The organism is uncultured Porticoccus sp. (assembly GCF_963975625.1).
Classification (GTDB): domain Bacteria; phylum Pseudomonadota; class Gammaproteobacteria; order Pseudomonadales; family Porticoccaceae; genus Porticoccus.
This window is the reverse complement of the sequence record NZ_CAXBHS010000007.1, coordinates 47,957-61,864: the sequence shown is the minus strand read 5'-3', so window position 1 is coordinate 61,864 and position 13,908 is coordinate 47,957. Positions and strand designations below refer to the sequence as shown.

General features: G+C 47.3%; 13 protein-coding genes. 5 read left to right on the top strand and 8 right to left on the bottom strand.

Going from position 1 to position 13,908, the window contains the following annotated elements:
* The first annotated feature begins 33 nt into the window (after positions 1-33).
* The 3 genes from AACZ64_RS07890 to AACZ64_RS07880 all read left to right on the top strand — a co-directional run bounded on the left by AACZ64_RS07890 (position 34) and on the right by AACZ64_RS07880 (position 3,087).
* Positions 34-687, top strand: a complete 654-nt coding sequence (locus AACZ64_RS07890; RefSeq protein ID WP_293615063.1) for a hypothetical protein — start codon at positions 34-36, stop codon at positions 685-687.
* Positions 688-969: 282 nt separating this feature from the next.
* The gene (locus tag AACZ64_RS07885; protein WP_339639860.1) at positions 970-1,941 is read left to right on the top strand and encodes a hypothetical protein; all 972 of its coding nucleotides are present in this window, start codon (positions 970-972) and stop codon (positions 1,939-1,941) included.
* Between the two features lie 6 nt (positions 1,942-1,947).
* Positions 1,948-3,087 carry a glycosyltransferase gene (locus AACZ64_RS07880; RefSeq protein ID WP_293615061.1) on the top strand — a complete coding sequence of 380 codons (1,140 nt, stop codon included), beginning with the start codon at positions 1,948-1,950 and terminating at the stop codon, positions 3,085-3,087.
* A 228-nt stretch (positions 3,088-3,315) separates the two neighbouring features.
* On the opposite strand, the gene AACZ64_RS07875 is transcribed toward AACZ64_RS07880, so the two are convergent.
* The 4 genes from AACZ64_RS07875 to AACZ64_RS07860 form a co-directional block, all read right to left on the bottom strand.
* The gene (locus AACZ64_RS07875) at positions 3,316-4,551 is read right to left on the bottom strand and encodes an O-antigen ligase family protein (protein WP_272992638.1); all 1,236 of its coding nucleotides are present in this window, start codon (positions 4,549-4,551) and stop codon (positions 3,316-3,318) included.
* Between the two features lie 70 nt (positions 4,552-4,621).
* Positions 4,622-5,596 (bottom strand): glycosyltransferase, encoded by a 975-nt coding sequence (locus AACZ64_RS07870; protein ID WP_272992639.1) that lies wholly within the window; start codon positions 5,594-5,596, stop codon positions 4,622-4,624.
* A gap of 234 nt (positions 5,597-5,830) precedes the next feature.
* Entirely contained in the window at positions 5,831-6,787 is a 957-nt protein-coding gene (locus AACZ64_RS07865) for a glycosyltransferase (protein WP_272992641.1), read from the bottom strand.
* Positions 6,784-7,230 (bottom strand): hypothetical protein, encoded by a 447-nt coding sequence (locus AACZ64_RS07860; RefSeq protein WP_272992643.1) that lies wholly within the window; start codon positions 7,228-7,230, stop codon positions 6,784-6,786. Before AACZ64_RS07860 ends, AACZ64_RS07865 begins: the two co-directional genes overlap by 4 nt.
* 438 nt (positions 7,231-7,668) lie before the next feature.
* On the opposite strand from AACZ64_RS07860, the gene AACZ64_RS07855 reads away from it, so the two are divergent.
* A complete protein-coding gene (locus AACZ64_RS07855) occupies positions 7,669-8,019 on the top strand; it encodes a hypothetical protein (protein ID WP_293615060.1) in 351 nt (116 codons plus the stop codon).
* Entirely contained in the window at positions 8,016-8,903 is an 888-nt protein-coding gene (locus tag AACZ64_RS07850) for a DUF6625 family protein (RefSeq protein WP_272992648.1), read from the top strand. The genes AACZ64_RS07855 and AACZ64_RS07850 overlap by 4 nt, the downstream gene beginning before the upstream one ends.
* Here AACZ64_RS07850 and AACZ64_RS07845 read toward each other — a convergent pair.
* The 4 genes from AACZ64_RS07845 to AACZ64_RS07830 all read right to left on the bottom strand — a co-directional run bounded on the left by AACZ64_RS07845 (position 8,900) and on the right by AACZ64_RS07830 (position 13,908).
* Positions 8,900-9,769 carry a glycosyltransferase gene (locus tag AACZ64_RS07845; protein ID WP_272992650.1) on the bottom strand — a complete coding sequence of 290 codons (870 nt, stop codon included), beginning with the start codon at positions 9,767-9,769 and terminating at the stop codon, positions 8,900-8,902. The genes AACZ64_RS07850 and AACZ64_RS07845 overlap by 4 nt on opposite strands.
* Positions 9,770-9,784: 15 nt before the next feature.
* The gene (locus AACZ64_RS07840; RefSeq protein WP_272992651.1) at positions 9,785-10,432 is read right to left on the bottom strand and encodes a class I SAM-dependent methyltransferase; all 648 of its coding nucleotides are present in this window, start codon (positions 10,430-10,432) and stop codon (positions 9,785-9,787) included.
* Positions 10,433-11,270: 838 nt separating this feature from the next.
* Complete coding sequence (locus AACZ64_RS07835; protein WP_293615058.1) at positions 11,271-12,029, bottom strand: FkbM family methyltransferase; 759 nt, start codon at positions 12,027-12,029, stop codon at positions 11,271-11,273.
* Positions 12,030-12,171: 142 nt separating this feature from the next.
* Entirely contained in the window at positions 12,172-13,908 is a 1,737-nt protein-coding gene (locus tag AACZ64_RS07830; protein ID WP_293615057.1) for a carbamoyltransferase, read from the bottom strand.

The following is a 13,908-nucleotide window of genomic DNA, read 5'->3' as shown; positions in this document are numbered from 1 at the left end:
TTATAATGGGCCCGCAGCAGGGACCGGAGTCTTATGAAAAAACTGACCAAGCAGGAGTATCAGGTCCTCCGGGAAGGTGCCACCGTGATTGAGTCGGACCCTTTCGGTGAAAAAGTCTTACTTTTATCCGATGGCACCTACTTGAAGCTGTTTCGGGCGAGACACCTCTTATCATTGGCCCGGATATACCCTTACTCGAAGCGGTTTATTCGCAATGCGCAGAAGCTGCTCGAAAAAGGGATCCCCACAGTGACGGTGATTGAGCTGTTACGCATTCCATGCATTCACCGAACCGCTGTGCATTACTCCCCGTTAACCGGCAAAACGCTCAAGAAGCTTGGCGACAATATAGACCTCATCCTCATCAACAAACTGGGCAGGTTTATCCGGGAGTTGCATGAACAGGGCATTCATTTCCGCTCATTGCACATGGGAAATATTGTTGTCACGCCGGAAAATCGGCTGGGACTTATCGATATTGCCGACATGAAGATATACCACAAGCCACTGGACAGGGAATTGCGACTGAGGAATTTCCAGCACACTGCTCGCTACCCCGAAGATATGGCGGCCCTCATGCGATTCCTCCCCGGTTTTATTCAGGGATACCAGGCCCGCGAGGGCTCCCCCTTTACAACAGATGAGCTGCAGGATTTATTGACGACCATCTACACCAAACAGAAGTAGCGGACTTATCGCATCCTCCCCTAAAAAAACCGTTTTGGATTTAGCATCACAATGATTGCGACTTCACAGTTTGAAGAAAAGACAAAAACACTCTTTTTTTACAGCGTTGTTTTTTTGCTGACAAGCCTTTTTTTTATCCCCGAAAAAAACCTTCACCTGAAATTATTCATACTATTTGTCTGTATTGCCTTTCCATTAATCGCCTTCAAAGGCCTGTGCAAATGGTCCGCCCTGCTTGGATCACGAATAGCAATCGCCTCATTCCTGTTTTTGGGTTATTCCTTGCTTAGCCTGCTCTGGTCTGAACCTGAAAGCAGCCGCGACATTCTCAATCCGATAAAAGATATTTTTTATCTGGTCAGTTTCTGGGTTATTTTTTTATTTACTTTTAACGGCGAAGACCGACGGCTACAGTGCCTCGTCAAATGGCTGATTATTGCCGGCAGCACTACCGCCGCCTGTTATGCGGCCTACCACTACCTCTATCTGGATTACCCTCTCACCAGACGATTTACCATTCCCGGCCCTTTGGTCGACAAAGTGCGCACCGGGTTTTGTCTGGGTGCAGGAGCCCTGCTCTGTCTTGGCAGCCTTCTCTATGAACCGGGCATCCGGGAGCGAAAGTCCACTATCCTGCTGTTGCTGGTTGCGTTAACGGTTTTTCTGGTCACCCTGGTATTGACCCATACCCGCTTGGCCATTGCCGGAACCCTGTTTTTCGGTTTTGTCATGGTTGCCCATTCTCCCATCAAAAACCGATCCAAGCTTTTGCTGATCGGACTTGGCCTGATGCTACTGATAGCAGCCTGCATTTTTCTCGCACCACTGATTGATGCCTATATCGAAAAGGGGCAGAGCTCCAGATTTCATCTCTGGTCGGGCTATCTGAAGGAGTTCCATCATTACTGGTTCGGCCATGGCCATGGAACGACCATCTATATCACTGAAGGCGGGCTGGCCGGTTGGAGTGCCTACCACAGCGTCTATCTTGGCGCCCTGCTGTCCGGCGGCATTGTCGGCCTCACCCTGCTGCTACTGATGATATTGACGGTATTGCTCACTGGCTGGAAATTGCGGGCCAACCCCTATGTAATAGTGGCCACTATTCTATTTGCATTCGCCTGTACCATGGGCCTTGTCAATCTCGATTCTGTCATTTCCAGACCCCGCGGCTACTGGCTGATTTTCTGGTTGCCACTTATTGTATTATCACGCTACGAATTGAAATCATTGCCCAGCAAAGCATTTGTGTAACCGAAGATGAACAGTGATCAACAATATATCCTGCAACTTTGCCATTGCTACTATGATCCCTTTCTGGATTGTGCCCGGCAATATGCCGTTTTGTTCAAGGACACGCCCTATAAAGTGATTACCGTTTTCATGACCGGAGAACCTGACCCGGAGGTTGCAAAAAAAGCCTGCTCTGACGAAGTTATTTTTCTCGGCCACAACAGCAAAGCGCTTGCAGGGGCCAAGCTGACAGTTATCAGTGAAGTCAAAAAAATCGCACGGCAATACCCTTTCTCTGCCTGTATCGCTCACCGCGCCAAATCTGCCTATGTGGGACTACTGGCAACAGACCTGCCCATTTTCAGTGTGCGTCATTCCTTTGGGGATTTTGACCGCGTTGGCCGCCGCCTTATGGGCAATCTATTCAAATCCCGGCTGACGTTGCTCGCCGTCTCGAACGCCGTGCGCGATGAAATACGATCCCACCTGCCTGCCTGGCCCGAGGACAGGATCATCACACTCTACAACCGTATTGATGTTGATACCGCACGTCAGGACCTGCTCGACCGTCAGGAAGCACGGCATAAACTCCGACTACCCGAGAACAGCTGGGTCCTGGGCAGCGTTGGCCGACTCCACCCCGACAAGGATCCGCAGACGCTGATCAAGGGTTTTGCCCGGGCGCTGCCCGATCTTCCCGCTGGCGCGCTGCTGGTGATGCTCGGGGACGGAAAACTGCTGCAACCACTGAAGGCGCTCGCCGCTGAGCTCAATATCAGCGACAGCGTCCTGCTTCCGGGCAACGTGATTGAGGCAAGGCGCTACTTCAGAGCCTTTGATGCATTTGCCCTGACCTCGGATCACGAGCCATTCGGTATGGTTCTGCTCGAGGCCATGGCCGCGGAGCTGCCGATTATCTGTTCAGACTGCGGCGGCGGCCCTGAGGTGGTAGGAGACACTGGCGAACTGTTCCCCTTCGGGGACGCTGACGCGCTGGCTGAAGGATTAATACGGGTTTCACAAAAGCAGCTGACAGAAGCAGACCACAACCAGATCTTCCAACGATTACAAAACCATTTCTCCGATTGCGCGATCAGGGAGCAGTTCTGGCAACTGCCTCAGGTCACTAGCACTCTGAGCAAACCGGTTGCCGCTGCTTCGGAATAATAGTTCAAACAGAGTGACAACCCGGCTCGAAAACTTCATCTATTCTGAAAAATTATTCCCTACTTCGGCAAGTGGTCCAAGTGGATCAATTTTATCTTGAGAGCTGCCAACATAACCCGGATATCAACTGGTTTTTTATACGGATTACGGAAAACCACCAACCGGTCCAATCAATATCCAGGTTTACTGAACGACTACATTTCCCCTTACCAGAAGACAGCGTTACTTTTAATAATCTTCAGATAGCGTGTTGATTGGGGCTGCCAACTGAGCCCGATTTACTGCACCTATCGTAAATGCCAGTGGAAACCAGAAAATACTCCAGAAGAGGCCGGGACGGGTAATGACATGCTGCACATCCACCATCATCGCTGTCAGTATATATATCACCAACGCAAATGCTGCCAAAACCAGCTTATTTCGCCGATAGCGCCATACACCCGCAAATACCGAAGTCAACATAAAAAGATAGCAAGTCAATCCAAGTATTCCATGCTCGAAAAGGACTTGCAGAAAAAAATTGTGCGCATGTGCATACGGTTTTTCCGGCCAGAATGAATGAGCAAATCCATGACCCAGGAGGGGGTGTTCAAGAAAATGCTGCAATGTCCACAGCCAAATTTGCGGCCGCCCGGAAAGCTGCCTTTCTGTTACTTCCACAGCCATTTCATTTTGGTAAATAGCGATCATTACAAATGCAATACATGCCAAAATTGTTGCCAAAGCAATAGTTGCCCTGTGTCGGAACACTACCATCAGATAGCAGATAGCTACCGCCCAGGCAATCCAGGATGTTCGAGAAAAAGTCAAAAAGACATAGGGAAGTAATACCAGTATCACTAACATCAGCACCAAGTTCTGGGAATGGTTCTGGTGCCCCAGCGCCACTAAACTGGCTGCCAACACGCCAAACAGGGCAAAATAAATCCCGGCTATTACCGGATAGCCTAAATCTATCCACTCACCATGGCCCATACGGTAGATTCTGAAAGTTCGCCAACCAAATGATTCATCGAGGACAACTAATTGATAGCAAAGGGACACCAATGCACCCACTGCGGCAACAACGCATAACATCATGATGAAAAACTTGATGTGCTGCCATTTTGCTACCGTGACCAAATAGATGATGGCTGCGAGGTAGAGAAAAATAACCAAGCTCTTCCTCAGGACGTATAAAACAGATTGGCCACTGTCACTCCAATAAGCAGACACGCTACAAACTGTCATGAAGAGACCGGCAGCAACAAGAAATCTCTTTGCTTCCACTAAAAACAGGCTCTCTTTTTTCAAAAAGCTCCAAACTGTCAGCAGCAATGCAGGAAGAATTAGTAACAAATATACGTGCACACCATTTGTACTGTCAGACGTGTACAGCACCTTACTGCTCAGTTGAAGGAATAGTCCCACGCCCATTAGCCAGTAAACCACTCTATGGGCCTTGCTCTCTGTAATCCACTGCATTGAAATTAACTACTCGCTTTCAAAATGGGACAGGGAGTCCCAAGACAAGAATTAAAGGTTTCACGACTTTTTAGGGGTGCAACTCAGAAACCAATCCGAAATATCCCAAAGAAAACTGCTCGTACCGGGTTTTTAAATCACAGACAACGTCCCCATTAACCACTGAGGACAAATGCTCGACACAACCTTCTATATTACCAACATCAAAGAAAGCAGCGTGATGCTCGAGTGCGTCCTCATGAGCTGGCAACCTAGAGCAAACCACAGGCAACCCAGCAGCATGGGCTTCCAGAACAGACAATCCAAAGCCCTCTGCAGTCGATGCTGAGACGAACAAGTCAAAAGCTCTAAGATATTGGCTGGCAGAATTAACCCATCCCAACCAGATCACATGGGACTCCATACCCAGATCTGCTACCAGCCGCGTCAAAGCCGGTCTTTGCGGCCCATCACCCATAATCACGAGATAACGATTTTCTGAAACGACCTTGGCGAAGGCTTGAATAACCAATGAAACATCTTTTTTTTCCGTAAGACGAGAAAGCACAACAGATAAGTGTCCCGATTTGGGGAGGTTCAAGATAGACCTTGCTAGGCCTCTATCAAGTAGGTTCGCCTGAAAATCGGGACTTAGGCTATTGGCCACAGCACTCGTAATTTCGCGTATGGAGGGATATTCTGCTTTCACGTCTCTTGCTAGAGAAGGCGAAACTGCAACCAACCGGATTCGGTCTGAATAATGCTGTAAAAAATCCAGATCTTCTGCTTTAAATTTAACCAGACTATGAAGAACTACCAATAGACTTAATCTCTCAAGATGCCTCATGACAGGAATCAAGGTCCGCATAACCCCCAAGCCATCACAGACGACAACATCCACCTTCCGAGAAACCAACAAACGCTCTATCTTGCCCGAAAGCATGTGTGGGAGATAACGCCAGATTCCTTTTTTCCTTGCGACTCGCACACTGGTGATGGTCGGCACATGCGAATCAGCTAATTCTGGCTTTTCACCTTTCACCAGAAAGTACTCATCGACAGGCATGCCCTTCTCCTGCAATGCCCGGGTAATTAATCTGTGGATAGACTGAGTAGCCTTGTGGCGCTCATCCGAGCTGTACATCATGTTCGCTATCAAAGAAGTTTCCTTTTTCTTTCCGCCTTCATTTTAGTAAGCTTTAATCCATTAGGTTCTTGTGAGCTAATAATACGGCAAAAAACAGACAAAACGTTGAACGCCGTCTTAAACACCATCACGCTTTCAAGTCAGCTATCATGTTTAAGTGCCGAGTGAATAATGCTTAAATCCCATAAAGCGTTTCACATGTTTTTTACGCAAAGGCAATTGGACTGCTTTAGCCACCTTGCCCCCCAAAACCTCCCAACTGTAGTGCTGTTCCACCAGCCGTTGGCCCGCCGAAGCAATACTCTCCGCCAGACCAGGTGTTGTGCGAAGCAGAACCAGCTTTTCCCTTAGCTCGTCGATGGAACTATAGAGCACCACATTTTTCATATCCCGAAAGCCCAACGCCCGGTTTTCCTGCTCGCCCTGGTTCCAGGTCAGTAACAGACAACCACAAGCCATGGCTTCGAAGTTCTTAATCATATATTCGCCAAACCCCACATCCGCACCGACAAAAATACGGATTCGGTTCAACATCGCAACATATTCATCACCGGACTGGGTGCGGGTGACCACCAGGTTTTCCTGTTCAGCCAATGCCTCCAACAACGACCTGCGCTTGCCGTACATCTGATTGCCGATGCTGCCCAGGAACCCCAACTCAATGTCCCGCTCCAGGCCTCGGTTGCCCAACAACGCCTGATCATAACCCTTTGGCACAAACTCAACATCGAACCCCTCCGAGCACAGATTTTGAGTCACCTCATAACCTGAACAAATCACTCTTGCCCATGGCAACTTGTGATAATGCTTACTGAATTTCCCTCGATACTTGCCAGCAATATAGTTCTGGAAAGCATCGTGCTCGAGAATAACCAGATTGGGGATGCTCTGGATGAACCGTACCTGTCTGATTTCTTTTTTGAAGCGCAAAAAGAAAATAATGCGCTCATAGGCGTCCACATCAATATTGTGAAAATACTGCTTCAAATTATCCTGTTCTCTTGAGGTCAGCGAGCGCAACTCACAATCACCCAGGTGACGACAGATGGAATCGTAAAAACGGTCAAGAATGACACGCTGTTCTTTCTGCACAAGAAACAGTACTTTCATCTCAGCCACAGAGTCCTTTTAAATGGCGAGCTCCAGAAAGCCTCACGCACAGCCTGATAGGTAAAGTGGGTTTTCAGACGATCCAGCAGCGCGCCAGACATGGCCGCACCCAACGTACTTTCAGTCCGGTAGAGTTGAACCAGCTCTACTGCCAGAATTCTCACCCCTGTCGCAGGAAACAATAATCCATCCTCTCCCCGCACATCAGGGACTCCACTACAATTGAAACCGATAACCGGCACGAAAAAAAGGTGTGCCTCAAAAACACGTCCTTTCATTTCGACAAAGCTTTCTAGTGGATATTTTTTGATCAGCGCTTCCAGTTGAGATTTCAAGAGACCTTCGCCAACAATGACCAGACGAGTAGTCGCCATATTTGCCAAGACTTTTGCAGAGGTCGTTATTAGCGTCGTCTGATCCTTTATGTATAGAAGTATAAGCATCCTTTTTGCCCAAATACCAGACCACCAGACCACCAGACCGGGTTTATCGAATTTACCGCGAATTAGAGCTTAACCTAGGCATCCAGTCGAAACACCGGAATAAACGCGATAAACCGGACGCATTGAATCTACCAACCTCAATGAACCAGATATTGGTTGGGCAAATACCCAGCATATTCAGCTCATACATAGCCAACCCGGCAAGCCCACACAAAACGTCTTTGCTGAGTGATTTAACCGAATTGTGCTTTACGCATAGCTCGAATTACACATGTTAAAACCATTGAACATACGCGATATCTGGCCACGCAATGGCTTTGAGCATACAATAATGAACGATTTAGCTCAGCGATTGTTCGAGTGTCGCCTAGGTATTTGCCGGATGCGGCTTAACCCTTTACATTTAACTTCGGTTATATAATGGGGGATGGCCATACCTTGAACCGAATCCAGTCTTATGCCAGTGCGGATATTGGTATGGGTGGGCATATGATTAAAAATTTTGAATCCATCGCCTGCGGCTGGTTATTCTCTGCCTACAATCAAGAAAAACCGGCTTTAGGCCTGAAAAATATGGACAACGTTGTGCTTTATCAAAACAAGGCTGAATTTCTTAAAAAATACCACACTCGTAGCACCTCCCCCGAATTAGCCAAACGTATTGCTGCTGGCCAACAACACGTTGAACACAACTTGGGGTGGAATAGCATTGACAAATCCATCGTAGGTAATCTGCGCCGGCCCGAAGATTATCCCTTGCCATTATTACTGTGGCGGCTCTTTCCATGACGCCAGCTCCAACCTCTATTTGCATTATTATCCCCTATTTTGGTCAGTGGCCGTTTTGGTCTGATTTCTTTTTTGAATCTTTGAGCCATAATCCAGACATTAACTGGCTGTTTTATACCGACTGTGGCCTACCTGACAACCCTCCTCCGAATGCGCGTTTTATAGAATGCAGCTTCCATGACTACTGCCAGAAAGTTTCCTCTGTCCTGGGTATCAACTTCCAACCATCGAGCCCATACAAGCTTTGTGATATAAAACCTGCCTACGGTTTCATACATGCCGAGGAGATCAGCGAATTCGATTTTTTTGCTTTTGGGGATATGGACGTTGTTTACGGTCAGCTCCGCCACTGGCTTACCCCCGACGTGCTGAAAAAATACGACCTGATCTCCACCCACAATACCCGGGTTTCCGGTCATTTATGCCTGTTGCGTAACACATATAACTTACGCCACGCTTTCCAGCTTGTCCCTGACTGGCAAAAGGTTTTTGAAAACCCGAACCACTGTTTTTTTGATGAAAATCATTTTTCTCGCTTATTCCTACTGAGGAAAAATTTCCCCACATGGTTACGCAAAAGTATTTTCTTTTTTAATACCCGGCATCGACGGGCCCTATTTCGCGAAGCCTTTAGCACTACACACGCACGGGTTTCATGGATAGATGGCAGCAAAAATTTTCCTTCCTGCTGGACTTGGAATAATGGCTTTCTGACAAATAATTTAACCGGGAATAAGGACTTTCCCTATCTGCATTTTTTTATGTGGAAGATGGAAGACTGGAAAAATCAGCCCAAAGAAAAATTACTGGCAGACCCGGCTCTCTACAAAGAAGCTTGCTGGACGATCAGTGCCGAAGGATTCCAACCTGCAAATCGAGGCTAAATACCCAAGTATGTTCTTACCACAGCACGGGTAATTTTCAGGTCCCAGGAGGATAGCGGTATGTTGGATAGTATTTTTTTTGCACTTTCCCTGTCAGTTTTACTGGCTCGAATAAAATAACTTTTTGTGTGTTTGGCATACACTTGTTGATATAAAGGGTGCGACTTGTAGTCTTCAATTGTTTTCAGCAATGCGCTGTACATCTTCCAGGCTTTTTTATACGTGTTATCGCCATGAATCCTGTATTTAATCAGGTTTTCCCCTAATCCGACCATTCGATAACCGCGAGAAGTGACTTTGAACCACATATACATATCTTCCAGCTGTATATCGGCATTCCAGCCTCCCAATTCATCCAACACCGATTTCCTGATCATGGCCGACGATGCGAATATGCCGGGGCCGGTTTCTGCAAACAGGTTTTCAAAACTGATTTCTCGGTAACCAGGTGGCGGTTTGCGATTTGCGATGATGCGGCCCTTGCCATCAATCATTTCCGCATTGCCACCGGAAACAGCAATCCCGGGCTCTCGTTCCATGAACTCTACTTGTCTACGGGTTTTACCCGGCAGCATTACATCGTCAGAGCCGAGCTGGCAGATATATTTTCCGCCGGCCATTGCAAGCGCCTCGTTCAGGGTTTCTGCCAGGCCACGATTCTCCCGGTACCTGAAAGTGAATGAGTATTGGGCTGCAAGCTGCTGGATAATCTCAACCGAGTCGTCCGTTGAACCATCGTCAATGACGATTAGTTCTATGTTTGGATAATCCTGGTCTATGACGGACTGGATACTTTCTATAACAAAGTCACAATGCTGATAGGATGCGATAATGACGGTTACCAGTGGGGACTGCATAAGAACCATGCCGTAAAATACCTTTTAGACCTTGTGTCCAGTTGCACAAGCATTAACTGCAAATTGCAGATAGCTGATATCACCCAACAAACCAAACGTTAAAGGACCAAGTAACCTTATTTTAAGTTTTCTCGTACCATTAACTCCCTGGATACTGTTAACGTTAAACCCTGCCTCTGCGAAAGTATCAATGATGGATTGCTGGGTAAAAAACCGCAAATGGGTCCTGTCCAGAATACCTGAATCCTCATAACACCATTGTTTTTTGAAAATCAGGTTGTAAAGGTTTTTGTAATACCTGACATTGGGTATGGAGGCAACTATGTGACCCTTGGCTGTCAGTTTGGTTTTTATTATTTTCAACAAACCTAATGGATCTACTAGATGTTCTAGGCTGTCATTGAATACAACCGTATCGAAATAATTATTTGGCAGCTGCTCCACCAACTCTTCTGCGTTACCCAGTAAAACACGGTTTAGTGTTTTTTTTGCTTCTTTTGCAGATTGCTCTTCAATCTCTATACCCCAATACTCAGAGACATTCTTATGCTTTTTTACTAATTGAGCAAAATTGCCGCTGCCACAACCTACCTCCAGGCAACATCCAACATTCCAGGCCATATGGTCCAGCATCTCGGGGCGAGCTTGCCGGTAATATTGACGATCACTCATATAAGTACATTAAGGGTTGGGGCACCATTTGCTGACATACCTGAAAGGCCTAACGAATTTTTTCATAATTGAGAGAATGGTATTTTCAATGGTAATAATGCTCTGCTCTTTGAGCTTGTAGGCTTTACCCTTATCCAGCAGCAATGCTGGTATACCTGATCAAGCCACCCCTCAGTATGAGCCTGGTATCAACATCGCCAATGCCAACCAAACCTTTCGGAGAATCCGGATTAGACAAAAATTGCTGCACCATCTTTAGATAACTTCTTTCTCTAATTTTTAGTCTCTAGCAAATATAAACACCCTTTTGTCCAAATACCAGCGCAACAGACTGAATTCAGCACACCTTTTCAACCAGCCTATTCGATCTTCATTCCGACACTGCATGCGGTCGCCACACCCACCCCACCTGTTTCCAGCACGCACGTCTCAAAATCGATACTGAAGACGCAATTGAGGAGTTGCATTTGGGTGCATGGCAACACGACTTTTGACCTGCATTTGGTCTTACGGCGCACAAAACATTTTGGGTAAGTCCATTTCTCGGATACGAGCGGACTTAACAATATAACGCGACACAACTGTTCCAGCCTTTTGCATTCATGAGCTTTAGCAGTTACGCCAGCATACAGGTGAAAACCGACCATATTGCCAAGCGCATCCGAAAGCTGATCTACTAGGTTGTCAGCGGGGAGAATTTGCAGGGTGAGGGCTTTGCGGTCGTGCTTTTACTCCAGGTCGACTTAGCCTTATAAAGCTCAAATACCTGATTCCCTCGACTGACCTTGATTATTTCCACCGACCTAACCAATTTTCCATCCAACCATATCAAATAAAATTAATCTCTCGGAATAATGACAATATCCCGAGCATTCTTAATTTTGTTTAACACAGAAGAATCCGTCACAGGAGTGAATCGAGACCTTTCCCAGAGAAGTATGTCGTGGTCGTAGGGAATTTTTTCACAAATATTTTCCAGCGGATAATGACGCCGATTAAATTCCAATGTAATAACTGGCTTATCTCTGAGAAGCCGACTTTTTGCGCCTTCTAAAACACCCGGCTCATAACCTTCAACGTCAATTTTTACCAAACAAACCCTTTTCTCGACATCGCTCAATAACGAGTCGATGGTCACAGATTGAACTTTTATCCCTGTTTTTTCGCTTGAAATATGCGAAATACCAATATTTACCTCCTCACTACAATCTTGAAAAAAAACGAATCCATTGCTATTGGAAGCTGCCAGCTGATGTAATTCAACACGGTCGGCTGTATTTTTCTTTATATTTTTTTCAAGCCTGGAAAATATTTTCGGCGAAGGCTCAAATGAATGAACAAAAACACGCTTGTTTGCAGCCAATGCGATTAACGTATGAATGCCTACATTTGCACCCACATCTAAAAATAAACAGTCATCTAATAGATATTTTTTGTAAAATTCGTATATACAGTCCGGGGCTACATTAAAATAAACCACTGCTGTACTGAGATCAGATGAGAAGCATTCAACTTCTGTTTTTTCATTTTCAATAATATTATTGAAACCAAGGTTTATCCTTGTATTTTTTGCATAAATTTTGATTGCTTTTTTCACCCTCCGTCCAAGGTGTTTTTTTATTATTTTATTTCTAGATCTCAATATATTAGAGACCAAATGGTAAGATAAACTTTTCTTACTACTGTACGCAGCTTTTAGCAAATGTTGCAGCACTGACATTCTCCCTCGTTATTTAGCTTCATGCGCCCGCTTTTATCACCAACACATCTTCCATAATCAAATACTGCAAATCCGAACCAAAAAACATATTCAGGGCATCGGTCGGCGAACAGACCATGGGCTCACCCCGACGATTCAGCGATGTGTTCAACACCACCCCATTGCCGGTGAGCCTTTCCATTTCCTCCATCAACTCATAGTAACGGGGGTTGTACTCCCGCCTGAGGGCCTGGGCGCGGGCTGTGCCGTCTTCATGCACCACTTCCGGTACGCGGGTTTTCCACTCATCGTTCACCTCGAAGGTAAAGGTCATGAATGGTGCCGGGTGGTCTATCTTGAACATTTCCGGGGCCACTCGATCAAGCATGCTGGGGCAGAAGGGTCGCCAACGTTCGCGGAACTTGATCTGCTCATTGATGCGGTTCGCCACGCCCGGAGCGCTTGGGCAACCCAGAATGGAGCGGCCGCCCAATGCACGCGGGCCGAACTCCATCCGGCCCTGAAACCAGGCCACCGGGTGACCCTCTGCCAGCAGTGCGGCAATTTTTTGCGGCACCTGGTCGATCACTTGATATTCTGGCTTATTCGGATGTACCTCGCAGGCGCGGATACAATCTTCGTTGCTGTAATTCGGCCCCAGGTAAACATGCTGCATGGCTTCCGGCTGAATGCCGCGTTTTACCAGCGCATAGGAGGCAGCACCCACCGCTGTACCCGCATCCCCGGAAGCCGGCTGCACATAGAGCTCCTTGACTTCTTCCCGGGCAATGATTTTCTGATTCAGCTTTACGTTGAGTGCACCGCCCCCAGAGAATGCCAGCTTGCCCGTCTCCCGGAGAATATCGCCAAGGTAATAGTCCATCAGTTTGAGCACTACGCTTTCAAACAGGGCCTGAATGGTGGCGGCGTAGTCAATGTAGGGCTCGTCGGCGATATCGCCCTCGCGTTTCGGCCCGAGCCAGTCAATCAGTTGCGGACTGAAATAGAAGCCGACACCGTCCTGCTTGTAGCGGCGCAGACCCACAGTATTGACCAGTTTGGTATTGACCCGAAAATCCTTGCCATCGAAGTCGATCAACCGGGAAAAATCATATTTGCTCGAATCGCCATAGGGTGCCATACCCATCACCTTGTATTCCCCGTCGAGCATTTCGAAACCGAGGTACTCGGTCATGGCACCGTACAGGCCGCCGAGGGAATCCGGATCATAAAACTCCTTGATTTTATGGATTTTTCCGTTCTCGCCATAACCAAAAAAGGTGGTGGCATATTCGCCCTTGCCATCCACTCCCATGATGGCGGTCTTTTCGTTGAAACCACTGAGGTGGTAGGCGCTGGAAGCGTGGGCCAGGTGGTGCTCTACCGGTTCGAACTCCACATTGGCGGGATCAATACCCAGGTCGCGAAGCAGGCCGAAGACCCGGTTGCGATAACGACGGTAGCGGCGATTGCCGTTGAGCAGTGCATCCAGTGCCCGGTCAGGGGCGTACCAATAACGCTTGGCAAAATGCCAGCGCGCCGGGGTAAACAGTGAAATGGGCGCAAAGGGAACGGCAACCACATCCACGGCTTCCGGCTTGATACCCGCGAACTCCAGACAGAATTTCGCTGCATGGTAGGGCATTTTTCCCTTGGCATGCTTATCGCGGATAAAGCGCTCTTCTTCCGCTGCTGCCACCAGTTTTTCGTCCACATACAGGGCTGCGGATGAATCGTGATTCAGCGCACCGGAGATACCGAGAACAATTGTCGACAC

Coding starts and splice junctions, on each gene's coding strand:
- AACZ64_RS07890 (WP_293615063.1), top strand. CDS start 34: ATGAAAAAACTGACCAAGCAGGAGTATCAGGTCCTCCGGGAAGGTGCC.
- AACZ64_RS07880 (WP_293615061.1), top strand. CDS start 1,948: ATGAACAGTGATCAACAATATATCCTGCAACTTTGCCATTGCTACTAT.
- AACZ64_RS07875 (WP_272992638.1), bottom strand. CDS start 4,551: ATGCAGTGGATTACAGAGAGCAAGGCCCATAGAGTGGTTTACTGGCTA.
- AACZ64_RS07870 (WP_272992639.1), bottom strand. CDS start 5,596: ATGCCTGTCGATGAGTACTTTCTGGTGAAAGGTGAAAAGCCAGAATTA.
- AACZ64_RS07865 (WP_272992641.1), bottom strand. CDS start 6,787: ATGAAAGTACTGTTTCTTGTGCAGAAAGAACAGCGTGTCATTCTTGAC.
- AACZ64_RS07860 (WP_272992643.1), bottom strand. CDS start 7,230: ATGCTTATACTTCTATACATAAAGGATCAGACGACGCTAATAACGACC.
- AACZ64_RS07850 (WP_272992648.1), top strand. CDS start 8,016: ATGACGCCAGCTCCAACCTCTATTTGCATTATTATCCCCTATTTTGGT.
- AACZ64_RS07845 (WP_272992650.1), bottom strand. CDS start 9,769: ATGGTTCTTATGCAGTCCCCACTGGTAACCGTCATTATCGCATCCTAT.
- AACZ64_RS07840 (WP_272992651.1), bottom strand. CDS start 10,432: ATGAGTGATCGTCAATATTACCGGCAAGCTCGCCCCGAGATGCTGGAC.